Source organism: Coriobacteriia bacterium (assembly GCA_013334745.1).
Classification (GTDB): Bacteria; Actinomycetota; Coriobacteriia; order Anaerosomatales; family JAAXUF01; genus JAAXWY01.
Window position 1 is genome coordinate 89,185 of record JAAXWY010000001.1, and the last position, 24,895, is coordinate 114,079.

25 protein-coding genes and 1 riboswitch are annotated in these 24,895 nt (G+C 64.5%); all 25 genes read left to right on the forward strand.

Translation table 11 applies throughout. The features are described 5' to 3' along the window. Nucleotides 1-43: 43 nt before the first annotated feature. The 25 genes from tadA to ribD all read left to right on the forward strand — a co-directional run bounded on the left by tadA (nucleotide 44) and on the right by ribD (nucleotide 24,886). A complete protein-coding gene (tadA, locus tag HGB10_00400) occupies nucleotides 44-1,717 on the forward strand; it encodes a Flp pilus assembly complex ATPase component TadA (GenBank protein NTU70275.1) in 1,674 nt (557 codons plus the stop codon). A 1-nt stretch (nucleotide 1,718) separates the two neighbouring features. Further along, complete coding sequence (locus tag HGB10_00405) at nucleotides 1,719-2,915, forward strand: phosphopentomutase (protein ID NTU70276.1); 1,197 nt, start codon at nucleotides 1,719-1,721, stop codon at nucleotides 2,913-2,915. Continuing rightward, nucleotides 2,912-4,222 carry a thymidine phosphorylase gene (locus HGB10_00410; GenBank protein NTU70277.1) on the forward strand — a complete coding sequence of 437 codons (1,311 nt, stop codon included), beginning with the start codon at nucleotides 2,912-2,914 and terminating at the stop codon, nucleotides 4,220-4,222. The genes HGB10_00405 and HGB10_00410 overlap by 4 nt, the downstream gene beginning before the upstream one ends. A gap of 83 nt (nucleotides 4,223-4,305) precedes the next feature. Continuing rightward, the gene (locus tag HGB10_00415) at nucleotides 4,306-5,049 is read left to right on the forward strand and encodes a site-2 protease family protein (GenBank protein NTU70278.1); all 744 of its coding nucleotides are present in this window, start codon (nucleotides 4,306-4,308) and stop codon (nucleotides 5,047-5,049) included. An 83-nt stretch (nucleotides 5,050-5,132) separates the two neighbouring features. After that, the gene (trpS, locus tag HGB10_00420; protein ID NTU70279.1) at nucleotides 5,133-6,212 is read left to right on the forward strand and encodes a tryptophan--tRNA ligase; all 1,080 of its coding nucleotides are present in this window, start codon (nucleotides 5,133-5,135) and stop codon (nucleotides 6,210-6,212) included. An 11-nt stretch (nucleotides 6,213-6,223) separates the two neighbouring features. Then, on the forward strand, nucleotides 6,224-7,003 hold the full coding sequence (locus HGB10_00425) for a segregation/condensation protein A (GenBank protein ID NTU70280.1): 780 nt from the start codon (nucleotides 6,224-6,226) through the stop codon (nucleotides 7,001-7,003). Nucleotides 7,004-7,006: 3 nt separating this feature from the next. Continuing rightward, nucleotides 7,007-7,630 carry an SMC-Scp complex subunit ScpB gene (scpB, locus tag HGB10_00430; GenBank protein NTU70281.1) on the forward strand — a complete coding sequence of 208 codons (624 nt, stop codon included), beginning with the start codon at nucleotides 7,007-7,009 and terminating at the stop codon, nucleotides 7,628-7,630. Further along, nucleotides 7,527-8,450, forward strand: coding sequence for an rRNA pseudouridine synthase (locus HGB10_00435; protein NTU70282.1), 924 nt, complete (start codon nucleotides 7,527-7,529; stop codon nucleotides 8,448-8,450). Before scpB ends, HGB10_00435 begins: the two co-directional genes overlap by 104 nt. Then, nucleotides 8,450-9,055 carry a bifunctional adenosylcobinamide kinase/adenosylcobinamide-phosphate guanylyltransferase gene (locus tag HGB10_00440; GenBank protein NTU70283.1) on the forward strand — a complete coding sequence of 202 codons (606 nt, stop codon included), beginning with the start codon at nucleotides 8,450-8,452 and terminating at the stop codon, nucleotides 9,053-9,055. The genes HGB10_00435 and HGB10_00440 overlap by 1 nt, the downstream gene beginning before the upstream one ends. Nucleotides 9,056-9,074: 19 nt before the next feature. Next, a complete protein-coding gene (cobT, locus tag HGB10_00445; GenBank protein NTU70284.1) occupies nucleotides 9,075-10,157 on the forward strand; it encodes a nicotinate-nucleotide--dimethylbenzimidazole phosphoribosyltransferase in 1,083 nt (360 codons plus the stop codon). 4 nt (nucleotides 10,158-10,161) lie between these two features. Next, the gene (locus HGB10_00450) at nucleotides 10,162-10,935 is read left to right on the forward strand and encodes an adenosylcobinamide-GDP ribazoletransferase (GenBank protein NTU70285.1); all 774 of its coding nucleotides are present in this window, start codon (nucleotides 10,162-10,164) and stop codon (nucleotides 10,933-10,935) included. Nucleotides 10,936-10,937: 2 nt separating this feature from the next. Further along, entirely contained in the window at nucleotides 10,938-11,522 is a 585-nt protein-coding gene (locus HGB10_00455) for a histidine phosphatase family protein (protein NTU70286.1), read from the forward strand. 87 nt (nucleotides 11,523-11,609) lie between these two features. After that, the gene (hisC, locus tag HGB10_00460) at nucleotides 11,610-12,710 is read left to right on the forward strand and encodes a histidinol-phosphate transaminase (GenBank protein ID NTU70287.1); all 1,101 of its coding nucleotides are present in this window, start codon (nucleotides 11,610-11,612) and stop codon (nucleotides 12,708-12,710) included. 69 nt (nucleotides 12,711-12,779) lie between these two features. Further along, complete coding sequence (gene aroF, locus HGB10_00465) at nucleotides 12,780-13,808, forward strand: 3-deoxy-7-phosphoheptulonate synthase (protein ID NTU70288.1); 1,029 nt, start codon at nucleotides 12,780-12,782, stop codon at nucleotides 13,806-13,808. Continuing rightward, the gene (locus HGB10_00470) at nucleotides 13,805-14,956 is read left to right on the forward strand and encodes a prephenate dehydrogenase/arogenate dehydrogenase family protein (protein NTU70289.1); all 1,152 of its coding nucleotides are present in this window, start codon (nucleotides 13,805-13,807) and stop codon (nucleotides 14,954-14,956) included. Before aroF ends, HGB10_00470 begins: the two co-directional genes overlap by 4 nt. Continuing rightward, nucleotides 14,953-16,275, forward strand: a complete 1,323-nt coding sequence (gene aroA / locus HGB10_00475; GenBank protein NTU70290.1) for a 3-phosphoshikimate 1-carboxyvinyltransferase — start codon at nucleotides 14,953-14,955, stop codon at nucleotides 16,273-16,275. The genes HGB10_00470 and aroA overlap by 4 nt, the downstream gene beginning before the upstream one ends. Before the next feature lie 60 nt (nucleotides 16,276-16,335). Beyond that, complete coding sequence (locus tag HGB10_00480) at nucleotides 16,336-17,007, forward strand: (d)CMP kinase (GenBank protein ID NTU70291.1); 672 nt, start codon at nucleotides 16,336-16,338, stop codon at nucleotides 17,005-17,007. Next, complete coding sequence (locus HGB10_00485; protein NTU70292.1) at nucleotides 17,004-17,693, forward strand: 1-acyl-sn-glycerol-3-phosphate acyltransferase; 690 nt, start codon at nucleotides 17,004-17,006, stop codon at nucleotides 17,691-17,693. The genes HGB10_00480 and HGB10_00485 overlap by 4 nt, the downstream gene beginning before the upstream one ends. A 3-nt stretch (nucleotides 17,694-17,696) precedes the next feature. Next, nucleotides 17,697-18,530 carry a 4-hydroxy-3-methylbut-2-enyl diphosphate reductase gene (locus tag HGB10_00490; protein NTU70293.1) on the forward strand — a complete coding sequence of 278 codons (834 nt, stop codon included), beginning with the start codon at nucleotides 17,697-17,699 and terminating at the stop codon, nucleotides 18,528-18,530. 3 nt (nucleotides 18,531-18,533) lie between these two features. Beyond that, nucleotides 18,534-19,892 carry a DUF512 domain-containing protein gene (locus HGB10_00495; protein NTU70294.1) on the forward strand — a complete coding sequence of 453 codons (1,359 nt, stop codon included), beginning with the start codon at nucleotides 18,534-18,536 and terminating at the stop codon, nucleotides 19,890-19,892. Nucleotides 19,893-19,899: 7 nt separating this feature from the next. Further along, nucleotides 19,900-21,210 carry a ribosome biogenesis GTPase Der gene (locus HGB10_00500; GenBank protein ID NTU70295.1) on the forward strand — a complete coding sequence of 437 codons (1,311 nt, stop codon included), beginning with the start codon at nucleotides 19,900-19,902 and terminating at the stop codon, nucleotides 21,208-21,210. A gap of 3 nt (nucleotides 21,211-21,213) precedes the next feature. Further along, nucleotides 21,214-21,882 carry a glycerol-3-phosphate 1-O-acyltransferase PlsY gene (plsY, locus tag HGB10_00505; GenBank protein ID NTU70296.1) on the forward strand — a complete coding sequence of 223 codons (669 nt, stop codon included), beginning with the start codon at nucleotides 21,214-21,216 and terminating at the stop codon, nucleotides 21,880-21,882. Further along, entirely contained in the window at nucleotides 21,879-22,898 is a 1,020-nt protein-coding gene (locus HGB10_00510) for an NAD(P)-dependent glycerol-3-phosphate dehydrogenase (GenBank protein ID NTU70297.1), read from the forward strand. Before plsY ends, HGB10_00510 begins: the two co-directional genes overlap by 4 nt. A gap of 25 nt (nucleotides 22,899-22,923) precedes the next feature. Beyond that, the gene (locus HGB10_00515) at nucleotides 22,924-23,598 is read left to right on the forward strand and encodes a ribulose-phosphate 3-epimerase (protein NTU70298.1); all 675 of its coding nucleotides are present in this window, start codon (nucleotides 22,924-22,926) and stop codon (nucleotides 23,596-23,598) included. A gap of 36 nt (nucleotides 23,599-23,634) precedes the next feature. Beyond that, nucleotides 23,635-23,754, forward strand: a riboswitch (FMN riboswitch). A 7-nt stretch (nucleotides 23,755-23,761) separates the two neighbouring features. Then, the gene (gene ribD, locus HGB10_00520; protein NTU70299.1) at nucleotides 23,762-24,886 is read left to right on the forward strand and encodes a bifunctional diaminohydroxyphosphoribosylaminopyrimidine deaminase/5-amino-6-(5-phosphoribosylamino)uracil reductase RibD; all 1,125 of its coding nucleotides are present in this window, start codon (nucleotides 23,762-23,764) and stop codon (nucleotides 24,884-24,886) included. Nucleotides 24,887-24,895: the final 9 nt, after the last annotated feature.

Here is a 24,895-nt window from a genome sequence, read left to right on the forward strand (position 1 = left end):
TACCTTCATCTGCTCTGATGACTGCCCCGGGGGTGGACAGCCGATGTTCTCGAACGAACGTATGGGAGAGGTGCTCGTCAGGATCGGAATGATCTCTGAGGAGCAGTTGCGCGGCGCGTTGGATGAGCAAGCATCGTCGGGCGGCCGCCTTGGCGATGTCCTGGTTCGTGGCGGTGCGGTGACCGAGGATCAGCTTGCCGCCGGGCTCGCCGAACAGAAGGGCCTTGAATACGTCAGCCTCAGCAGCCTGACGATTGATGATGTTGCTGCGAATCTCCTGCCGGCCCACTTCCTGCAGCGCAAGTCCATCCTGCCGGTCGGGTTTGATGACGGGCGTCTGGTTCTCGCGATGTCCGACCCACTCGATGTTGAGGCGATTGACGAGACCGAGATGCTGACCGGCTACCGTGTGACGCCCATTGTGGCTACGGCCCGACAGATAGACCACGCGATAGAGACCACCGTGATCGGTATGGGAGTTCTGCACCAGCTTGAGGCGGACTTCGGATCCGCCACGACTGCTGATGATGTCGCCGCCGCGTTTGCGGCGGGCGAGAAGGACGCCCCGGTCGTCGGCATCGTCAACCAGGTGTTGCGCGATGCAGTGCGCGAGGGAGCCAGTGACGTCCACTTCGAGCCTGAAGAGACCGGGATCCGGGTGCGGTTCCGCATCGACGGCGTCCTACGTGACGTAACCCGCCTACCCAAGGGCTCTCAGTCAGGGCTGGTCTCGCGACTCAAGATCATGGCCGACATGGACATCGCGGAGCGTCGGCGTCCGCAGGACGGGCGAATCGCGTTCCGTGCGGCTACGGAGCTGGTGGACCTTCGTGTTGCGACGGTTCCCACTCCGGCCGGCGAGGGTGTCGTCATCCGCGTCCTTCATCGCGGAATCGCTGTTGGCTCGATCGAGGGGCTCGGCATGTCCGAGCGCGACAGCACCGTATTGAGGCGGATGCTCTCCAAGCCGTACGGGGCCGTGCTCATCTCGGGTCCCACGGGATCGGGCAAGACCACCACCCTGTACACGGCACTCACAGCGCTCAATAGCCCCCAGCGAAAGATCGTCACCATCGAAGACCCCATCGAGTACACCTTGACGGGAGTCACCCAGATTGCGGTGAACAAGCGTGTGGGACTCACTTTCGCCGCTGGACTGCGTAACGTGCTGAGACTCGATCCGGACGTCGTTATGGTCGGTGAGATTCGTGACGCGGAAACGGCGTCCATCGCGGTTCGGGCTGCGTTGACCGGGCACTACGTGCTCTCTTCCATCCATACGAATGATGCGCCCGCAGCCGTCTCCCGGCTCACGGAAATGGGTGTCGAGCCCTATATCACGTCATCCGCATTGCTTGGAGTCGTTGCACAACGGCTCGTTCGAGTGCTCTGTCCGCAGTGCAAGAAGCCCGTGAGTATTCCCCAGGAGACGCTCATAGCCGCCGGATTCTCGGCGAAGGTTGCCAAGAGTCTCGTCACCTACGGTCCGGTTGGCTGTCCGTCGTGTCATCTCACCGGCTACACCGGGCGCATGGGTGTGTTCGAAGTGCTTGAGATGGACGAGGACATCGCTGCGCTGTATCTGAGCAACGCACCCGGGGAGGTCCTGCGCGAGACCGCGCAGCAGATGGGTATGACAACTATGCGCGCCGACGCCTTGAATCGTGTTGCGTTGGGCACGACGAGTCTGGACGAAGTCAACCGGGTGGTGGTCTGAGGTGGCAAGAGATCCGCGAGCTATCGTCTTGGTGCTCGACAGCGTCGGTGCGGGCGAGCTGCCCGATGCAGCCGAGTACGGAGATCAGGGCAGCAATACGCTCGGGAACACAGCAGCGGCTGTCGGTGGACTGAGCATGCCCAACCTTCAAGCCATGGGACTCGGAAACATCATTCCGATAGCCGGGGTCGCACCGTGCGAGACCCCAACCGCTTCGTGGGGTCGAAACGCCGAACGTTCGGCCGGCAAGGACACCACCACAGGACACTGGGAGATGGTCGGGATGGTTCTCGACCGGGCGTTTCCAGCCTACCCGGAAGGGTTCCCAAGTCAGGTCATGGACGAGTTCACGGCTCGGACCGGACTCGGGTGGCTCGGCAACTATCCGGCCAGCGGTACCGCCATCATCCAGGAGCTGGGAGCCGAGCACGTGGCCACCGGCAAGCCGATCATCTACACCAGTGCGGATAGCGTCTTCCAGATAGCGGCGCACGAAGACGTCATTCCGATCGAAGAGCTGTACCGCATCTGCAAAGTCTCGCGTGATGAGGTTGTGGTCGGCGAGCATGCGGTGGGTCGGGTCATCGCTCGCCCGTTCATCGGCCCCGATGACGCCGGGGTATTCACGCGCACGCATAGGCGGCGTGACTTCGCTGTCGAGCCGTTCGAGCCCACCGTGCTCGATGCGTTGCTCGCAGCTGGGATCGAGAGCTACGGCATCGGCAAGATCGGTGAGATATTCGCGTGGCGAGGTATCTGCGAGTCTCCGCACTCGCAGAACAACATGCACGGGTTCGACAATATCGTTGCCCGCGTCTCAAGTGACGACGACAACGGGTTTGTGTTCGCGAATCTCGTGGACTTCGACATGGTCTGGGGGCACCGAAACGACGTGGAGGGCTACGCGCGTGGCCTCGAAGAGGTCGATGGGCGCATCCCGGACCTGCTTGCTGCCATGATCGAGGGCGACCTCCTGATCATCACCGCCGACCACGGCTGCGATCCCACGACTGAATCGACTGACCACTCACGCGAGTACACTCCACTTCTGGCGTACATCAAGGGCGTCGATGAGGGCGTGGACCTGGGGATTCGCGAGACCTTCGCAGACATCGGAGAGACGGTCGCGGACTTCTACGGCCTCGCGGGGACGTGTCAGCGAGGCACCTCGTTCCTCTCGGAGGTACGCGACGCATGAGCGTGACGCCCACCTTCGAAGAGCTCATCGAGCGCAAGCGAGACGGCCACGAGCATCTGCCCGCTGAGATCGACCGCATCGTTCTCGGTTACGCGGCGGGGGAGATGCCCGACTACCAGATGGCGGCTTGGCTCATGGCGACCTACCTTCGCGGCATGTCCTCGGAAGAGACGGTGGCGCTCACCGACGCGATGGTCCGCTCCGGGCGGGTCGTGGACCTGTCGTCCATCCCCGGCGTGAAGGTCGACAAGCATTCGACCGGAGGGGTCGCCGACACGACCACCCTCGTTCTCGCGCCCCTGGTCGCCGCCTGCGGCGTCCCTGTCGCGAAAATGAGCGGACGAGGGCTTGGGCATACGGGAGGAACACTCGACAAACTCGAGTCCATCCCAGGCTTTCGAATCGCGCTGGACCCGGACGAGTTCCTTGAACAGGTTCGACGGGTCGGCATTGCCGTCATCGCACAGTCGCCGGATATCGATCCGGCGGACAAGAAGATGTACGCGCTACGCGACGTGACGGCGACGGTTCCCTCCATTCCGCTCATCGTCGGGTCGATCATCAGCAAAAAGGTCGCCGGTGGTGCCGACGCCATCGTTCTCGACGTCAAGGTCGGCTCCGGGGCGTTCATGAAGACGGAGGCTGACGCCCGGGCGCTGGCGACTGAGCTGACCCGGGTCGGCGAGGCACTCGGCCGCAAGGTCACGTGCCTGCTGACCGATATGGATCAGCCCTTGGGTATGGCCGTGGGCAACTCGTTGGAAGTGGTCGAAGCAATCGAGACCCTGCGTGGCGATGGCCCGGCGGCTCTCACTGAACTGTGTCTGGTGTTCGGCGCCAAGATGCTGGTGCTCGGCGAGCGCGCTGCCGATGAGACCCAGGCGCGCGAAATGCTCCGAGCCGCCATCGACTCCGGCGCGGCCAGCGCGAAGCTGGCGGAATGGATTGCGGCGCAGGGTGGGGACGCGTCAGTGGTGGCGGATCCATCGAGGCTGCCGGCGTGCCCCTTCTCGCGGGTCGTCAAGGCGACGGAGGTCGGGTACGTGGGCCACTTCGACGCCGAAGGCGTCGGTCGGGCTGCGATGCTGCTTGGCGCCGGCAGGGCGAGGGTCGACGATGTGATCGATGCTGGCGCCGGACTCGTGTTGGCAGTCCGGGTGGGGGATCGCGTCGGCATGGGTGACGAGCTGTGCACCATGTGGGCGTCGTCGGAGGACCTCTTTGACTCCGCCGAGGAGCGGTTCCGGCACTCCGTCCAGTTCTCGGACGTCCCGGTTGAGGTCCCCCCGCTGATTCACGAGCTGTAGACGCGGTTCGACTTCGGCTGACGGAGGTCGTCTATACTTGCGCCTGTCGTTTGCTACCCATTTCCGCTCGGAGGAGCCTGTCTGTGGACCAGTCCCGCCGCATCGAGCCTCGCTGGATAATCATCGGCCTTCTGGTCGCTGCAGCGGTGGTCCTCAACAAGGGCAGCATGGACCTCTCTCGCGTTTTCGAGGTCATGTTGCACTTCGCCATCCTTTTCCCGGCCATCATCCTGCACGAGATCTCGCACGGGTACGTCGCGTACCTGCTGGGTGACCCCACGGCCAAGCGCATGGGTCGCCTCACCCTGAACCCGCTCGCGCACATCGATCCCGTCGGCACGGTCATCATGCCGCTGGTCTTGCTGTTCCTCTCGGGTGGGGCGTTCTTCTTCGGCTACGCGAAGCCGGTGCCGTTCAACCCGCGCAACTTCAAGAACGAGCGAACGGGGATGCTTCTCACCGGGATCGCCGGGCCCGTCACCAACGTGCTCCTGGCGGTGGTGTTCGGTTTCGCCTCACGCTTCTTCTCGGTGCCGGGCAACGTGTGGGATCCCTCGAGTTTCAACTCGATCGGGTCGCTGCTTCTCTACTTCAGCTTCGCGAACCTCATGCTTGCGTTCTTCAACCTCATTCCGATTCCGCCGCTTGACGGGTCCCGCGTGGTGCAATGGCTGCTGCCCGACGCCGCGCGCGATGCGTACCACTCACTGGAGCGCTATGGGTTCCTGATTCTGGTGGCGCTGACCTGGTTCGTTCCGGGGCTGTTCAATTCGTACCTCGCCCTTACCGTCTGGCCGATATTCTCGCTGCTTACCGGCGTGAGCTGACGCAATCGCGGTCCTGTGTCGGGCTGCTGCGGTATCATGCTTGAGCGTTCGTACTGTCCCATTGGCGAGGAGACACTTCCCGCATGACTTCCAAGAAGCGCACGCTCACCGGATACCGCCCCACGGGCAAGCTGCACATCGGACACTGGTTCGGGAACCTGCAGAACATGCTGGCTATGCAGCACGAGTACGACGCGTACTACTTCATTGCCGACTTCCATGCGCTCACGACGCACTGGGCCGACCCGAGCGACGTGCGTGCGAGCACCGAAGAGATGGTGCTCGACTGGTGCGCTGCGGGTCTCGATCCCGAGATCTGCACCGTCTATCGCCAGTCAGACGTCCCCGAGGTCTCGCAGCTCAACCTCTTCTTCTCCATGGTCACACCGATGTCGTGGCTCGAGCGCGTTCCAAGCTACAAGGAGCAGCGCGAGCAGGTCTCCGATAAGGACCTCGGCAACGCCGGATTCTTCCTCTATCCGCTGCTTCAGGCTGCCGACATCACGATCGTGCTCGCCGATGCGGTTCCGGTAGGCGAGGACCAGCTGCCGCACCTCGAGCTCACTCGCGAAGTCGTCCGCCGTTTCAACAACGCGTACGGCGAGTACCTCGTCGAGCCCAAAGCCATCATCGCCAAGGAGGGCGCTCGCGTCCCGGGCACTGACGGCCGCAAGATGAGCAAGAGCTACGGCAACGCGATCTACATCAGCGACTCGCCTGAGGAGATGCGCACGAAGGTCATGTCGTTCGTCACCGACCCGCAGCGCAAGCTCAAGACCGACCCCGGCGATCCGGACATCTGTCCGCTGCACCAGGTGCACAAGCTATTCGCGCCCGCCGATGAGATCGGCGAGTGGGATCGCGCCTGCAGGACCGCGGAGTGCGGCTGCGTCGCTCACAAGAAGAAGCTGGCCGAGGACCTCGTCGAGTACTTCGCGCCGTTCCAGACGCGCCGCGCCGAGTTGGCGGCGATTCCCAACTTCGCATGGGACGTTCTTGCCTGTGGCGCCACCAAGGCCCGACCCATCACCTCACAGGTCGTTGCGGCCTGCCGCGAGCTGATCGGAATCGACGAGCGCACCGAGCTGACCGCCGGCATCGAGCGCCGCGATCCTGACACCCCCCGCGAGTACTCCGCGCCGAGCTACCTCGACGGTCAGTAGGGTCGCGCGCCGTGTCGGGCTACACCGTAAAGACGGACGTGTTCGAGGGGCCATTCGATCTCCTGTTGCACCTCGTGTCGCGCCAGAAGCTCGATGTTTCGGCGATCTCGATATCGACCGTCGCCGATCAGTACCTGTCCTACATCGACCGGATGACCGATCTCGATCTCGACATTGCGAGTGACTTCCTACTTGTCGCGGCGACCCTCCTCGAGATCAAGGCTTCGTCGCTGTTGCCGAAGGAAGAGCAGTACTTCGGCGACGACCTGGATGACCTTTCGCCCGATGAGGCCCGAGACATCCTCGTGGCCCGACTCATCGCCTACAAGCAGTTCAAGAACGCCGCTGCCGAGATCTCGGCCCGCATGGAGTCCGAGGACCGTATGCATCCGCGCCAGGCCGGCCTAGAGCACGACTTCCTCACGCTCATGCCGGACTATCTCGAGGGGGTGACACTGCGCGGGCTCGCAGTGATATGCGCCGACCTGCTGCACCGTCGCGAGGTGTTCTTGCTGGAGGCAGAGCACGTCGCATCGATGCCCATATCGCTTGAGCTGCACGCAGAGAGCGTTCATCGGCAGCTCATGCGCCACAAGACCATGCGCTTCTCCGAGATCGTGTCGGCTGATCCCGACCCCGAGATTGTGGTCGTGACCCTGCTCGCGATCCTCGAGCTGTACAAGCGCGGACTAGCCGACATCACGCAAGACCAGATCTTCGGTGACATCGTGATCACGCACATCGACGACGAGGAGGCCGCTCGCCGCGGTCTTCCTGAGGACCGGGAGTAACGCATGACCGTAGACCAGAATCTGCGTGGCGGCCTCGAGGCGCTGCTCTTCGTCTCCGATGAGCCTGTATCGGCAGCGCGACTGGCCAAGGTGCTCGATGCATCGCCGGCCGATATCGATACTGCGCTCTCCAACATCGCCGAGGAGTACCGCGAGAGTGATCGCGGCTTTCAGCTGCGCGAAGTCGCAGGTGGGTGGCGGTTCTACACGCACCCGGCGTTTCATGACGTCATCGAGCAGTACGTGCTGTCGTGGGATACGCGTCGGCTCTCGCAGGCCGCGCTGGAAGCGCTCGCCGTGATCGCCTACCACCAGCCTGTGACCCGCAACGGAGTCAATGCGGTCCGTGGCGTCAACAGTGAAGGCGTCGTGTCCTCGCTCGTCGAGAAGGGCCTGGTGCGAGAGATCGGCCGCGACAAGAACGCCGGCAACGCGATCCTGTACGGGACGACCCGGACGTTTCTTGAGAAGTTCGGGCTCAAGGAGATCGGGGAGCTTCCGCCTCTGGCGGAGTTCGCCCCCGATGAGGAGACCGAGCGAGCCATTCGCGATCGTCTCTCGACCGGCGAAGGCCCGGTGTTCGGCGCCGAAGACGCCGCGGACGACGAAGTCGAATTGGTCGACTGATCTCGTGACAGCGGACAACAGCGACCGTCGGGAGACCGGACGCGAGGTGCCGAGCGAATCGGCAGAGCGTGTGGTCCCGATGCGACTCCAGAAGTTTCTCGCCCGTTCAGGCGCTGCCTCTCGGCGGGGGAGCGAGGACCTCATGACCGCTGGCAGGGTGGCAGTGAACGGCGTCGTGGTCACCGAACTAGGGGTGAAGGTCGATCCGCTTGTCGATACCGTGACGGTGGACGGGCGCCGGGTATCGGTCGCATCGGCTCCCGTCTATCTTGCGTTCAACAAGCCCGCAGGCGTCGTCACCACCATGAGCGACCCACAAGGCAGGCCCACCGTGGCTCAGTTCGTTCCAGTCGCACAGAATCCGGGCCTCTTTCCGGTGGGGCGTCTGGACTTTGACACCACGGGGCTGCTTCTCTTCACGACAGACGGGGAAATCGCCCACCGGCTGCTTCATCCGAGCCGTCACGTTGAGAAGGTCTACCGCGTGCTATGCGATGGCCGCGCTTCCGAGGCTTCGCTGCAGCGACTTCGCGACGGAGTAGCTCTCGACGACGGGGTGACGGCGCCCGCGCGCGTCAAGACGCTGCGTTCATCCGGAGCCACCACCTATGTTGAGATCGCCATTCGAGAGGGGCGTAAGCGGCAGGTCCGTCGCATGTTCTCGAAGATCGGTCACCCGGTACTCGAGCTGCACCGCGTGACGTTTGGGCCGATTGCCATCGAGGGTATCGGACGCGCCGCTTGGCGGGCACTGACGCCTGCGGAGGTCGTTGCCTTGCGTAGGGCCGTCGACATGCCCGATGACGGAGGAGTGCGCTGATGGCGCTTGTCGTGATCACTGGTGGCGCCCGCAGCGGCAAGTCTGCGGCTGCGCAGCGACTTGCGGAGCGCCGGCTTGCTCTCGGCGAGGACGTCGTGGTCGCTGTCTTCGCGACCGCTTCCGACCCCGAGATGGCCGATCGAATCGCTGCCCACCAGTACGATCGACCCGCTGGCTTTGCAGTCATTGAAGCGGCGGGCGATGCGGGCTGGCTAGCGCAGGTGCCCGACGAGTCGATTGTGCTACTCGACTGCTTGGGAACCTATGCGGGTGACTTGATGCAGCAGGCATGGGAATCGGAGTCACCCGGCGAAAGTCTCGGCAGTGCGGATGAGATTGCGCCGCAACTTGCGGAGCGATTCGAGGCGATGGTGTCAGCGGCGGTTGATGTCCTGCTCGTTCGTGACGGGCACACGATTGTGGTGACCAACGAAGTCGGATCCGGCGTTGTGCCCGCCTTTGCCACCGGTCGGCTCTTCCGTGACGTGCTCGGTCGAGCCAACGCCCGGCTCATCGGCTCCGCCGACCGTGCCTACGTCGCCATCGGCGGCCGGCTACTCGACCTTGAACGGCTGCCGCGAGACGCTGAGTGGCCTACCGACTGATCACCCTGAAGGGACTTGTATGCTCATCTCCGACAGCGACTTCGAATCGAGCCTCGTGGCGGTCACCGCTTCGGTTGAACGCACGGCCGAGGATGCGGAAGTGCGCGCCTGGGAGCGCCTGGATAGCCTCACCAAGCCGCCTCGATCACTGGGGAGACTCGAGCAGATCGCGGCCCGGGTGGCTCGGGTTCAGGACACGGTGCACCCTTCCGTCGCAGCCAAGCGGATTCTGCTTATGGCCGGTGACCATGGAGTGGTCGCCGAGGGAGTCTCGCCGTATCCGCAGGATGTGACGTGGCAGATGGTTGCGAACTTCGCCCAGGCGGGTGCCGCGATCAACCAGATCGCACGTTCCGTGGGAGCGGATGTCGACGTGTACGACGTAGGCGTCGCACGTGACCTGGCCGAGTTCCAGGGAATCGGCCACACGAAGGTCGCTTTGGGCACTGCGAACATGGCGAAGGGCCCGGCCATGACCCGCGAGCAGTGCGCACAGGCGGTGCTGGTGGGCGTGGAGGCGGCTCGCAAGGCGGTCCGTCAGGGCGCATCGCTCATCGGAACCGGGGAGATGGGAATCGGGAACTCCACGGCGGCAGCGGCACTGACCGCGGCTTTCACGGACGCGTCCGTCGACGACGTAGTGGGTCCGGGTACGGGTCTCGACGCGGCAGGGGTCAGCCACAAGGCACACGTCGTTCGCGACGCACTCGCGTTCAACCGCGTCGCCGAGCAAGACCCGCTCGGCGTTCTCAGCGCCGTGGGAGGTCTGGAGATCGCCGCGCTTGCAGGCGTGATCATCGGCGCCGCCAGTGAGCGGGTGGCCGTCGTCTCGGACGGCTTCATCGCCGGCTCAGCCACGCTGGCGGCACGCGCGCTCTGCCCGGCGGCACTCGACTACGTGTTCGCATCACACGTCTCGGCCGAGCCAGGGCACCGGATTGCGCTTGCGGCGCTCGGACTCGGCCCCGTGTTCGAACTGGACATGCGTCTGGGGGAGGGCACCGGCGCAGCGTTGGCGATGGCGGTGATCGACGCCGCGTGCGAGATGATGTCGGGTATGGCGACGTTTGCCGAGGCTGGCGTTTCGGGCGCGGAAGGCTGACGCAGTGGCGGAGCGTTCGACATCCACACCACTCACTGACGCGGGCATCGCGCTTACCCTGCTGACATCGGTTCCGCTGCGCGCGCGATGGCCCGAGAGTGGACGCACGCACGCAGCTGGCTGGTTCCCGCTCGTGGGCGCGCTGATCGGCTCGGTAGGCTACGGCATCATCAAGCTTGCCGAATACGCGGGGGCGCTTCAGCGCGCACAGTACGCGGCAGCGGCGTTCGTCATCATCGTGTGGGCCGTGATGACCCGACTGCTGCACTGGGATGGGCTCGCCGACGTCGCTGATGGCTACTGGGGCTCAGAGGATCGTGAGCGGCGGCTCGAGATCATGAGCGACAGTTCGGTCGGGGCGTTCGGTGCCGCAGCGGTCGCGCTCATCGTGGTCTTCGAGGTGGCAGGCATGGGTTCGTTCATCACGCGCCACCAGCTGCCCGTTCTCGTCGTCCCGATCATTGCGCGATTCGCGGCCACAGCGGCGGCGTGGCTCGGCAGGCCAGCGAAGGGCGGGGGACTGGGCCGTTCGGTCATGGGCCGGCCGTCCGCTGTCTCGGCGATTGCATGTGTGGCGACGCTCGCGGGCGTGTGCGCACTCATGTGGCCCGGATACTCTGTCGTCGGAATGGTTCTCGTGGGAGTCGGCGTGTTCTACGCACTCGCCATCCCGCACGTCCTGTCGCTGCGCTTCGGCGGCGTGACAGGTGACGTCATGGGCGCCAGCGTCGTGCTCACAGAGGCGTTGCTCTTCGCCACCTTCGCACTGGCGGTGTGAGTGTGCCCGAGACACTCCTGCTCGTCGTCAGGCATCCTGAGACTGAAGCCAACGTGAGTCGCCGTTTCGTGGGTCAAGGCGAGACCCCCTACACGCATCGTGGACAGCTCCAGGCACGGCGGCTGCCTGGGAAGATTGCAGCATTCGCGCCCGAGACCATCCGCACGTCACCACTGCTGCGTGCGCGCGTCGTGGCCCAGAGAGCTGCACGCCTCACCGGCGCCCCGATGCTCCTCGATGATCGGCTACTCGAGTTGGACTTTGGCGCCGCGCATGGGCTGACCTGGGACGAGGCGATTGCAGCGGGGGTGCCGCTCGACTACCGCTCCTACGACGCGCCTGTCGCACCCGGCGGGGAGTCCCGACTCGATCTGCAGCGGCGCGTCGCCGCTGTTGTCGGCGAGGTGCGGGCGGTCGGCGGTCGACACGCCCTCGTGTGCCACGCGGGCGTCATGCGCGCGGCATTCGCGCACCTGTTCGCGCTGTCGTCCGAGCAGCTCTGGAGTTTTGAGATCGCGACCGCGCAACTGGCACTGATCCGGGTGGGAAGCGACTACGCGACCCTCGTTGAGTATCGCCAGGGGTAGGAATGCGGTTGCCGCGACGGTTCTCACCTGCGACAATCGTCCGCACCACCGACGCGTCGGATGCGGCGCCCGCCCAACGAGGGTCTCATGGATTTCGAAGCTCTCATACGATCTGAACTCGGCCCGATGGTGCCTTACGCACCGGGTCTGCGGGCGAGCGAGGTTCGTGAGCGTTCCGGTGTGGACACCATCCGCAAGCTCTCGAGCAACGAGAACCCCTACGGGCCGTTTCCGGTGGCGCTCGATGCGATGAGCGCGGTGCTGGGTCGGCTCAACGTCTATTCCGATGGCTCCGTTCGGGCATTGCGTGAGCGGCTTGCGGGGCATCTCGGCGTTTCGTTCGAGAACGTGTCGGTCACCAATGGCAGCAACGAACTCATCCGTCTGATTGCGCAGTGCGTGCTCAGGCCGGGTGACGAGGTTGTGTTCGCATGGCCGAGTTTCGTGGTCTACCCGATGGTCACGCAGCTCATGGGTGCAACTGCGGTCAAGGTCCCTCTCACGGACCGACTCGTCCACGACCTCGATGCCATGCTTGCGGCAATCACCGACAAGACCCGTCTGCTATTCCTCTGCAACCCCAACAACCCCACGGGAACCATCTACGATGCAGAGGCGTTCGACGCCTTCATTGCGGCGGTTCCGCATCACGTTCTCGTGGTGCTTGATGAGGCGTACTTCGAGTACGTCACCGATGAGCGGTTCCCGAACGGGCTGGACTACTTCGACCCTGACGGACGGATCTGCGTCCTTCGCACGTTCTCCAAAATCTACTCGCTGGCCGGTGCTCGAGTCGGTTACGGCGCGCTTCCCACCCAGATGATCTCCGCGGTCGACAAGGTGCGTGAGCCCTTCAACGTCAACACAGTCGCGCAAGTCGGCGCGTTTTACTCGCTCTCCGATCAGGCTGAAGTACGGCGACGCCGCCAAGAGAACCAGGAACAGAAGACGCACCTGTATTCCTGCTTTGACCGGCTCGGCATCGGGTATGCCGTGTCGGAGACGAACTTCGTCTGGATGAAGACGCAGCGGCCGGCCGAGGTGTTCGAGGCGCTACTGAACGAGGGCATCATCGTGCGCGACTTTGGCACAGCGCCCGCGCTACGCGTCGGGGTCGGGACTCCCAGCGATACCAAGGCCACGATTGCCGCTATCGATGCGACTTCCAAGGCGCTCGGTTCGTTCTAGCGGATTGTCCGCAGCGTCATCACCAACGAGCGCGGCTCATTCGAAGCGCGACGGATCAGGGAGAGACACATGCTCGTAGTCATGAAGGATCACGCGTCCCAGGAGACGGTCGACCACGTCGTTGAAGTCCTGCGTTCGCACGGTGCAGAAGCGCATCTTTCACAGGGCGAGGTCAAGACGGTCATCGGCGTCATCGGCGAACGCGAGATCATCTACCAGCTCGAGCTTGATGGACTCCCCGGTGTCGAGGAAGTCGTCCGAGTCCTCAAGCCATACAAGTTGGTCACAAGGGAGTTTCAGTCCGAGGACACCGTCATCACCATCGGGCGGTCATCGGTTGGCGGCGGGGCTTTCGCGGTCATGGCGGGCCCGTGCTCCATCGAATCGGAGGAGCAGATGATGTCTGTGGCGGCGTCATCTGCCGCATCCGGTGCCACGATGATCCGGGGCGGGGCATTCAAGCCGCGTACGAGCCCATACGTGTTCCAGGGCATGGGACTCGAGGGGCTCAAGCTTCTTCGTTCGGCCGGGGATTCCGTTGGGCTTCCCGTCGTGACGGAGGTCCTCGATGTCCGCGACGCCGAGACGGTCGCAGAGTGGGCCGACGTATTGCAGGTCGGCGCTCGCAACATGCAGAACTTCATGATGCTCGACGAGTTGGGCAAGATGCATCGCCCCGTGCTCCTCAAGCGAGGGATGTCGGCGACGATCGAGGAGACCCTTTCGGCCGCTGAGTACCTCCTGAAGGGCGGCAACCGGGACATCATGATCTGCGAGCGTGGCATCCGCACCTTCGAGACCTACACTCGCAACACGCTTGATCTCGCTGCTGTGGCCGCATTCAAGGCGCTCACGCATCTGCCCGTGATCTCGGATCCCTCACATGCAACTGGCAGGCGCGACCTCGTCGCACCGATGTCGCGGGCTTCGATTACGGCTGGCGCCGACGGACTCATGGTCGAGGTGCACCCCAATCCGGAGCGGGCCAAGTGCGATGGACCGCAGTCCCTGACGCCTGACGGCTTCGGCGATCTGATGGCCGGTGTGGCCCCGCTTCTCGGGCTCGAGGGAAAGCACCTGGGAGTTGAGATCGCGTGAGCAAGCCCGGTGGATTCGACCGCATCGCCGTCATCGGCGTCGGGCTGATCGGCGGTTCGCTGGCGGCCGCGCTTCGTGGGCTTGAAGACCCGCCGCTTGTCATCGGCATAGACACGGACGCCGATACCATCGGCTACGCGCTCGAGCACGGCATCATCGACGAGGGTGCGGTTGATTCGAGCGATCAGGCGGCTCAGTGGCTTGGCGTGCACGGAGTGGATCTTGCGGTGATCGCGACACCGGCACGCTTCGCTGGCTCGTGGCTGACCGGACTCGGAGAAGCCGGCTTCGTCGGAGCGATCACTGACGTCGCTTCGACCAAGGCCGGCGTCCTTGCTGCAGCGCGTACTGCGTTGCGTGAACCAGGGCGGTTCGTGGGCGGCCATCCGATGGCCGGCAGCGAGCGGTCCGGTGTGGCCGCGGCGCGGGCGGATCTCTTCGACGGCGCGTACTGGTTGCTCACGCCTACACACGACAGCGACCCGGACGTCTACACAGCCGTTCACGCTCTGGTGACTTCCATCGGCGCTCGGGTCGTGTCCGTTGACGCTGAGGCCCACGACGAGGCGGTCGCCATCGTCAGTCACGTGCCCCACATCGCCGCTGCGGCGCTCGTCGACCTTGCTGCGGCTCACGCGGGTGAGCGCGGCGAGCTGATGCGCTTGGCGGCGGGCGGGTTCAAGGACACGACTCGCATCGCGGCGGGTAGCTCCGACCTATGGACGGGCATCTGCCTGGACAACGCGGACGCTCTCTCCGAGGGTCTCGAGGAGTTGCGAGAACGCCTCGGCAGGTTCGAGGCGCTCGTGCGGACGCGTGATTCCGAGGCGATTCGCTCGTGGCTGGAGGCTGCTGCCGAGGTCCGGCGTTCGCTGCCGGCGCAGTGGGTGCCGGCAACCGCTCAGCTCACAGAGCTCAGCGTCCCGATGTTGGACCGTCCCGGTGTGGTCGCAGAGATCACAGGCGCCGTCTCGCGTGCGGGATGCAATATCGAAGGCATCGACATCGATCACGAAACCGAGGATTCCGCCGTACTCGTTCTGGTTCTTACCGATGAGGGCGATACCGCGTCGCTCGTGGCGGACCTCGCCGGGCGTGGGTACGAGCCCCGCGTGTCCCCGCTGGCCGAGACCAAGGAGGGCTCGTGAAGCGCACATTCGGAGGAGGCTGCCCCTCGCTCGTAGGGGAGGTTCATGTCCCGGGCGACAAGTCGCTGTCGCATCGCGCCGTGTTGTTCTCGGCGATGGCTGAAGGAACGACCGAGCTCACGGGCGTTCTGGACTCTGAGGACGTGCAGGCCACCATCCACGCGGTTCGTGCGCTTGGAGCGCACGTGGAACTCTCTCCGGTGGAAGATGGCTCGCTTGCGGGAAGTATCCGGGGATGGGGAGTGAGAGGGCCGCGGTGCCCACACTCACCCATAGACTGCGGCAACAGCGGCACCACGGCGCGGTTGCTCCTTGGCGTTCTTGCCGGCTGGCCGGTGGAGGTCGCCTTGACCGGCGATGAATCCCTCTCTCGGCGTCCCATGCGTCGCGTCACCGATCCGCTCGAGTCCATGGGGGTGCGAATCGCGACCTCCGAGAGCGGTACGCTACCCATCACCGTTCTCCCAACCGCCGTCGTCGAGCCTCTGGTGTTCGTGTCGCCTGTTGCTTCTGCACAGGTCAAGACCGCCGTGCTTCTGGCTGGACTCCGTGCGCATGGCGTCACGAGCGTGGAGGAACCTGCCCTTTCTCGTGACCACACAGAACGCATGCTGCCCGCCTTCGGAGTGGGCGTGGGTGTCGACGCGAGCCGCTGCCGAGCCTCGGTGACCGGTCCGGCTACCCTCACATCTCCAGGGTCATTCGCAGTGCCGCGCGATCCGTCCAGCGCGGCATTCCTCGTGGCTGCAGGCCTTATGGTTCCGGGATCCGATTTGCGGCTGCCGGGTGTGTCGCTCAACGAAACGAGAACCGGCTTCTTGGCGGTGCTTGAACGAATGGGTGCGCAGGTACGCGTCGTTCCCTTCCCGGAGGCCGGCAACGAGCGGGTTGGCGAGATCGAGGTTCGATTCTCTCCCTCCATGCAGCCGACAACCGTCACCGCGGCCGAGATTCCCTCGCTCGTCGATGAGATACCGATCCTCGCGCTCGTCGCATCGCAGATCGAGGGGGAGACCCGCTTCGAGTCTGTCGGCGAGCTTCGTGTCAAGGAGTCGGATCGTTTCGAGGCGATCGTCGGTGGGCTGACCGCGCTGGGAGCTCACGCCCGTGCTGAAGGGGAGACGCTCGTGGTTCGAGGTCCAGCTGCTCTTCAGGGCGCGACGTTGGATTCGCTCGGAGACCATCGGTTGGCCATGACATGGGCAGTCGCAGGACTGGTAGCGGCGCAGCCGGTGTCCATCGACACTTTTGAGGCGGTCAGCGTGAGCTATCCGGGGTTTGAGACCGACCTCCTCGGGCTCCAGGCTCGCGCCGATTAGGACTCGCTGCGTGGTACGATACGCGCGCTTTGTAGGCGACTTGAGGGAGCTCTGCCGACTTTGATCATCGCCATCGACGGGCCCGCTGGATCGGGCAAGTCAACGGTTGCCAAGCAGCTCGCGCAGGCACTGGACTTCCACTATCTCGACACCGGAGCGATGTACCGCGCACTCGCGTGCCGGGCTGCCGACCTCAGTGTCGCGCTTGATGACGAGTCCTCGCTGGCTCACATCGCTGCCACCGACCGTGTTGAGTTCGCCCACGAGCCCGGAGAGGCGTTGCCGAGCCTCGTCTCGATCGCCGGCGTCGACGTCACTGAAGCCATCCGGACGCCCGCTATCGATGAGGCGGTAAGCGCCGTTGCGCGTCTTCCGCGCGTGCGGGAGGCTATGGTCGCCCAGCAGCGCGAGCTTGCGCACGCAGGCGATGTCGTAGTCGAAGGTCGTGACATCGGCTCGGTTGTGTTTCCTGACGCAGAGCTCAAGGTCTTTCTCACCGCATCGCCGGAAGAGCGAGCGCGACGCAGGGCTGCTCAGCAGTCGGACGCTGGTATAGCGGCGGATGCAAATGCGGTGCAAGAGGCGCTTGTCCGCCGTGATGAGGCGGACTCAAAGAGAGATCACTCGCCGCTCACGCGTGCGTCTGGAGCAGTCGAGATCGACACGACCGGGATGACGCTGGAGCAGGTCATCGATCAGATAGCGGGGCTTGCACGGGAGTTGCACGGGTGACGCGCGAGTTCACGGGGCTTCCGGCAACCGGAGACGGCGCGCCGTCGTGGAGGCTGGCCAGGCTACTGCGCCGCACGGTCGGACCGCTGATCCTCGCAACGTACCGCACCCGCATTATCGGTATCGAGAACGTGCCCGCCGATGGCGGCTACATCCTGGCCGGCAACCACGTCAGCTATCTGGATCCGGTCCTCATGTGGTGTGCGGCACCACGGGAGACGCACTTCATCGCCAAGAGCGAGCTGTTCGAAGTCAAGCCGCTCAAGTGGCTGCTCTCCCGGGTGTGGGTGTTTCCGATCGCGCGCGACAGTGCCGACCGTGAGGCGATTCAGCGTGCGACATCGCTTCTTGGCCGTGGTGAGCCCGTTGGGATGTTTCCTGAGGGGACGCGGCGTCGCGCAGGGGCGCCGGTCGACGATGCAGCGCTTGGAGAGGCGCATTCGGGCGTCGCGTTCATCGCGATGAGGGCCGCTGTGCCAGTCGTCCCCGTGGGAATCGCGAACACCGACCTCGCGCTGCCGGCCGGCGCCAAGATCCCTCGGTTCCCGCGTGTCACGCTCACGTTCGGCGAGCCGGTGTGGCCCGACTTGTTTCAGGAGGGCGGGCGCAAGGAGCGGACGGCTGCGATGACGAGTGAGATAATGCGACGCGTGGCCGCAGCGCGTGACGCTGCGGGAAGGGAGTAACCCATGCGCGTCGAGGTCGCACGCTATGCCGGTGTCTGCTACGGGGTGGAGCGCGCGCTCAAACTCGCCGAGGAGGCTGCCGCGGGCAGCAGTGTCGTGCACACGCTGGGTCCTCTGATTCACAATCCGCAGGCTGTTGCCGCGCTCAGGGATCAGGGCGTCGAGGTCGCACAGACGCTCGATGAGGCACCCTCCGGAACGCTCGTGATCCGCAGCCACGGTGTCGACCCCGCGATCATCGATGACGCGCGTGAGCGCGGTCTCGACGTCGTCGACGCAACGTGCCCTCACGTCAGCAAGGCGCACGAGGCCGCCGAGGAGCTGAAGCTCGGCGGCTACACAGTCATCATCGTGGGCGAAGCCGATCACCCCGAAGTCGAAGGGATCATGGCGCATGCGGGCGGACAGGCGCTCGTCGTTTCGACCGCTGCAGAGCTGCCGGACCGCCTCCCGTCGCGTCGCGTCGGCATCGTCGTTCAAACCACCCAATCGCTTTCGCGACTTCGCGAAGTCGTCGACGCGGTCACAGAACGCGCCAGTGAAGTCCGGGTCTTCAATACGATCTGCTCGGCGACGGCGAAGCGCCAGCAGTCCGCCGAGGAGCTCGCCGGCCACGTGGACGTCATGATCGTCGTGGGCGGACACAACTCGGGCAACACCACGCGCCTGACCGAGATCTGCAGCGCCGTCAATCAGCGCGTGCATCAGGTGGAGACCGCAGATGAGCTGCAGCGAGAGTGGTTCTCGGGTGCCTCGACGGTCGGCGTCACTGCCGGAGCGTCCACCCCAAGCGAGCAGATGCAAGGCGTGATCCACGCGATCGAAGCGATGGACTAGGCCGTGAGTGTCCGCGCCGAATATGGACGGCGCGTACCCCCGGCAACGGGCGGCGGCGTCATCGCGTCTGTGGCCGATGGTTCACCGGCGTCGCGTGCAGGCCTGGCCGAGGGTGACATCGTCGTTATGGCCGCGGGCGCTCCTCTTCACGACGTCATCGACTGGCAGTGGCATGCGGATGAGGCGGAGGTCGACATCGTCGTCCAACGACGGGGGAGTGCCGCCGACACCGTGTCCCTCGTTCGCGATTCCGGCGAATCGTGGGGTGTCACGTTCACCGAAACCGTGTTCGATGGCGTCAAGACGTGTCGCAACCACTGCGCATTCTGCTTCATGACTCAGCTTCCCACCGGCATGCGCAGAGCGCTCTACCTGCGCGACGACGACTATCGGCTGTCCTTTCTGCAGGGCAACTTCGTCTCGCTCACGAACCTGTCCGACGGCGATGTCGATCGGATCATCGAGCAGCAGCTCTCACCGCTCTACGTCTCACTGCACTCAGCCGACTCGGCGGTGCGAGAGCAGCTCGTGTGTGCACGGGAGGACCGGGCGCTGGAGCGCATCGACGAGTTGCTTGCTGCGGGAATCGAGTTTCACGTTCAGATTGTGCTTGTGCCGGACGTCAACGACGGTCCGCAGCTCGATGCGACGCTTGCGTGGCTTGCTGAGCGCGAGGGCGTCGCGAGTGTAGGAATCGTGCCGCTTGGCTTCACCGCACATCAGGTGAAGTTCGCTAAGGGCTACGAAGGTCGCCAAGATGCCCGCGTCGTAGTCGCTCAGGTCGAGGAGTGGCAGACCGCGTTTCGGGAGCGAGACGGCATCGACTTCGTCTACCTTGCCGATGAGTTCTACCTGAACGCCGGGTGCGATGTGCCCGACGCCGAGCGCTACGACGGCTTCCCTCAATACGAGAACGGCATCGGGCTTGTCCGCGACTGGCTGGATGGTCTCGGGCGCGTGGCCTATGAACTGGGAGAGCTCGGCCCCTCGATCTCGACGCCGGTCACTCTCGTCACGGGGGCTCTGTTCGCTCCTGTGCTGAGGCGGTCACTTGAGGCCGACCTCAGCGGTCGCATTGATGTGCTTGCAGTCGAGAACGCGTTCTTCGGCGGCAATGTCAGCGTTTCCGGGCTCCTGTGTGGCGCCGATCTCGTCGCCGAGATCGGCACGCTATCCGCCGAGACGACCGTTCTCATACCCGACATCGTGGCGAACGCCGATGGTCTGTTGCTTGACGGGATGGCGTGCGCGGACCTGCCTCGGCTCACGGGTCGAGACGTCCGTCTGGTATCCTGTGACGCCGCGGGGCTGCTGGCTGGGCTACAGGATGTGGCCGCCCACCCGCACCAACATAAGGAGTGACGCGCCCATGGCGCTGCCTATCGTCGCCGTCGTCGGACGCCCCAATGTGGGCAAGTCGACCTTCGTCAACCGAATCACGCAGACCGCTGACGCCATCGTGCACGAGATGCGTGGCGTCACCCGTGATCGCAGTTACCACCACGCCGACTGGAACGGTGTCGACTTCCTTTTGATCGACACCGGCGGTATCGAGTCGGGCAAGTCGGCCGATGAGTTCCAAAGCTCGATCCGCTCGCAGGCACTCATGGCTGCCGAAGAGGCCGATGCCATCGTCTTCCTCGTGGACGGCAAGGCGGGGCTCACGCCGGAGGACGAGGAAGTCGCTCGCATCCTTAAGCGTGCCGGCCGCCCGACGTTTCTTGCCGTCAACAAGATGGACACTCCGGGCCGCGATGATGAGGCCCACGAGTTCTGGGCGCTCGGGTTGGACACCCCGTGGCCCGTCTCGGCGACGCATGGGCACGGCACGGGCGACCTCCTCGATGAGGTCGTCAAGGTGCTGCCGGAGTCAGAGCCCATCGTGGAAAGCAATGCGATCGACGTCGCCATCATCGGACGCCCGAACGCCGGCAAGTCCTCGCTGCTCAACCGACTGACCGGCGTAGAGCGTGCCATCGTCTCGGATGTCGCCGGCACCACGCGTGACGCCATCGACATGGATTTCGAGCGCGACGGCGTTCAGTACCGTCTGGTCGACACGGCTGGCATCCGCCGCAAGTCACTCATCGATCAAGACGTCGAGTACTACGGTTTCGTGCGCGCGATGCGTGCGATCGATCGCGCACATGTCGCCCTGCTCGTCATCGACGCCACCATCGGTCTCACCGACCAGGATCAGCGTGTCGCCAACTTCGCCTCCGAGCGCGGCTGTGCACTCGTGGTGCTCCTGAACAAGTGGGACGCCCTGGAGACGGCCGAAGAGAAGGAGGCGATCGACACTCGAGTTGCCGAGCGCCTCAACTTCGTCGGCTACGCCCCGGTGCTCAAGATCAGCGCTCTCACCGGCCGCGGTGTCGCACGCATCTGGGATGCCGTGGACACCGCGTACGAGAACTACATGCAGGAGATACCAACGAGCGCGCTGAACAAGCTGCTCACCGAGATGCGTGAGTTCGGCCACACCGTGAGCAAGGGCAAGCAGACGCTGAGGCTCCACTACGTGACGCAGACGCGCACCGCACCTCCCGGGTTCACGTTCTTCGCGAATCACCCCACGCTTGTCGATGACAACTTCAAGCGCTATCTCGAGAACAGGCTTCGCGAGCGTTTCGACCTTATCGGTACACCGATCGTGCTCAAGTTCCGCAAGAAGGACTAGCGCGTGAATGTGATGCTGGCAGTCAGACTGCTTGCGGCTGTAGCCGTTGGCTACCTCCTCGGGGGCATCCCGTGGGCGCTGATCATCGGGCTGCGTCTGCACAACGTGGACGTTCGCCAGCACGGCTCAGGCAACCTCGGAGCGACGAACGTCTACCGCACCCTGGGTGCTCGCTCCGCGATCCTGTGTCTGCTGCTTGATGCCGCGAAGGGTTCGGCTGCCGTCGCCGTCGCGGCTTTGATAGTGTCAATCGGCTCATTCGGACCGGTCGCGAACACGTGGGCGATGATTCTGGCGACCATGGCTGCGATTCTCGGACACTCGTATTCGCCCTACATCAAGCTACGCGGCGGTAAGGGGGTCGCCACCGCAGCGGGTGCGCTGCTCATTCTGACACCGTACCCGTGGCCCTTTCTGCTCGGCATCTTCGTTGTCATCGTGGTGACTTCGAGGATGGTTTCACTCGGTTCGGTCCTCATCGCGCTGGCCTATCCGGTGCTGTGCTTCATCTTCTATCCGGGGGACTGGACGATCGTCGGATTCGCGACGGTCGCCGCCGCCCTGGTGATATGGCGACATCGCGCCAACATCGTCCGCATCTGGCGGGGCGAAGAGCCTAAGATATCGTTTGGCGGCAAGGGTTCCGCCACCACAGAGAAGGAGAGCGACTGATGCGCATCGCCGTAATCGGTGCCGGGTCGTGGGGGACCGCGGTTTCATGGGTTCTGTCGGGTAAGGGCCACGACGTGGCGCTGTGGTCTCGCGAGCCTGAGATCGCAGAAGGAATCAACGAGAACAAGCGCAACCCGCTGTATCTGCCGGAGGTCGATCTCTCAGCCGGCGTCTTCGCGTCGCCGGACATGGAGCCCGTGCTTCGCGGTGCCGAGGCGGTCGTCATGGTCACGCCGTCGGTCGGCGTCCGCGAGACTGCGACGAACATGCAGCCGTTCCTCGGGTCGGATACGCCGGTCGTCATCCTCTCGAAGGGCGTCGAGGGCGGGTCGAACATGCTCATGACAGAGGTGCTCGCCGACGTCTTCGGGAACAAGAATCGGATCGCGGGTCTTTCCGGTCCCAACCACGCCGAGGAAGTCAGCAAGGGCGTTCCTTCGGCGACGGTGGTTGCCGCGTACGACCCCAAGGTGGGCGAACTCTTCCAGGACGCTTTCATGACCCCGTTCTTCCGGGTCTATACGAATCCCGATGTCGTTGGAGTCGAGCTGTGTGGCGCGAGCAAGAACGTCGTCGCGATTGCGGCAGGTATCTGTGATGGACTCGGCTACGGCGATAACACCAAGGCCACACTCATGACCCGCGGGCTCGCTGAGATGACACGACTGGGCGCTGCACTCGGGGCGAACCCCATGACCTTTATGGGGCTCGCCGGAATGGGCGACCTCATCGTCACCTGTACGAGCCGCCATTCTCGCAACCGTGGGCTCGGCGAGCTTCTCGCCCAGGGCGGCACGCTCGAGGAGTTCGTGGAGCGCACCCACATGGTTGCCGAGGGTGCCGTCGCATGTGTCACCGTCGACGAGTTGGCCACCCGAGAGGGTCTCGAGCTGCCCATCACGCGTCAGGTGCGTGCGGTACTCTACGAAGGGATGCCCGTCGAGCAGGGCGAACGTGCGCTGCTCGATCGCGAAGCCAAGGACGAGCTCCATGGGCTGGGCTTCCTGCAGGACTGACCCCGCTTCACCGAGGAGGACCTGAGTGTCGAACCGTATACAGATTGCGCCCTCGATCCTCTCATCCGACTTCACGCGGCTTGCTGATGCCGTGGCCATCGCCGAGCAAGGTGGTGCTGACTTCATCCACGTCGACGTCATGGATGGTCATTTCGTCCCGAACCTGACAATTGGGCCGCCGGTGATCGCGGCATTGAAGCGTGTAGCCACGAAGCCGCTCGACGTTCACCTCATGATCGACAACGTCGATGCCACGATCGGCTGGTACATCGACGCAGGAGCTGACTGGATAACCATCCACGCAGAAGCCTCGCCGCACATGCACCGAACGCTCTCGGAGATTCGGGCACGCGGGGCGAAGGCTGGCGTCGCGCTCAACCCGGGCACGTCTGTGGATTCGATCATCGACGTCATCCACATGGTCGACATGGTGCTCGTGATGAGTGTGAATCCCGGCTTCGGTGGGCAGTCGTTCATTGAGCGCAGTGTCGAGAAGATCACGGAACTGACCTGGATGTGTGAGAAGCTCGACGCCGCTCCGATCATTCAGGTCGATGGCGGAATCAACGTCGACACCGCTGCTGTGGTTGCGAAGGCGGGTGCCACCTGTCTGGTGGCGGGGAATGCCGTCTTCGGCACGGATGATCCAGGTGCAGCAATTGCCGCTATCCGCGCGTCTGCGGAGTCCGCCACTGCCTGACCTGCGGCTTTCGGCCTCGATACGCTATACTTACGACGCTTTCTTCAGGGCGGGGTGAGACTCCCCACCGGCGGTTAGAGCCCGCGAACCCCGCAAGGGGCCGACCCGGTGTGATTCCGGGGCCGACGGTTACAGTCCGGATGGGAGAAGGAAGGTCGCCTCAGTGCGTCTGTTCTCAGACGTTGCAGATCGGGTCGATGACCCGTTCCTCGCGCACGCTGCTTCGCTTGCAGCGCGCGCTTTCGGTCGTACGTGGCCCAATCCCATCGTGGGTTGTGTTGTGGTGCGCGACGGTGTGATCGTCGGTGAGGGATTCCATCATCGTGCGGGCGAGCCACACGCGGAGGTTCTCGCGCTTCGGGATGCGGGCACAGCTGCTCGCGGGGCACACGCGTACGTCACGTTGGAGCCGTGCGCCCATCACGGCAAGACCCCGCCCTGCGTCGACGCGCTGCTGGCTGCAGGTGTGTCGCGGGTGGATATCGGAATGCGCGATCCCACTACCGACGCGTCGGGCGGTGCAGCGCGTCTCGCCGAAGCGGGCGTGGTCGTCGGGTTCGCCTCGGACCCGCGCCCCTTCGCTGAGCTCAACTCCGGTTGGATCAAACGGCTCGCGACAGGCGTGCCTCGGGTGAGCGTCAAAGTCGGCACCTCTCTGGACGCCCGTGTGGCCTTCGCACTCGGCGAACGGGCCACGATGACGGGAGAGTCGGGTTCGGGCGTGACGCGGCGTCTCAGGGCGCACACGGACGCAGTGCTTGTCTCGGCCGTGACGGTTCAGGCCGATGATCCCGCACTCACGGTACGCACGGCCGACGGAGCCTTGGCCACCGAGCAACCTCTTCGTGTCGTCCTCGCACACCAGACGCTTCCGCCGCGCAGCGCCCGGGTCTTTTCGGACGGAGCCGCCGAGACGGTGCTTCTCGCGAGCGAGCGCGCTGATCTCTCGGGGTGGGACTCGGACTCACAGTCTGTTCGGGTTGTGCCGTGGAAGGCCGCGGACGGTCTTGCCGGGGCGTTGAGGGCACTGGGCTGGATCGGGATCGGCGAGGTGCTCGTCGAGGCTGGTCCTCGGCTCTTGTCGTCGCTGTGGACCGAGGACCTCATCGACGAGCTCGTCTGCGTTACCGCGGGCGGCATGGGCGGGACTGCGGTTCCCATCTTCATCGGGCCCCCCGACCGTGAAGGTTCCTCGTTGGTACACCGCATGAGGCCGCTCGAAGCAGGCATTATCGGAGATGTAGCCGTTACGGTCTGGGGTGCCACCGCGCCCGCCGACCTGCGATAGGAAAGGGTG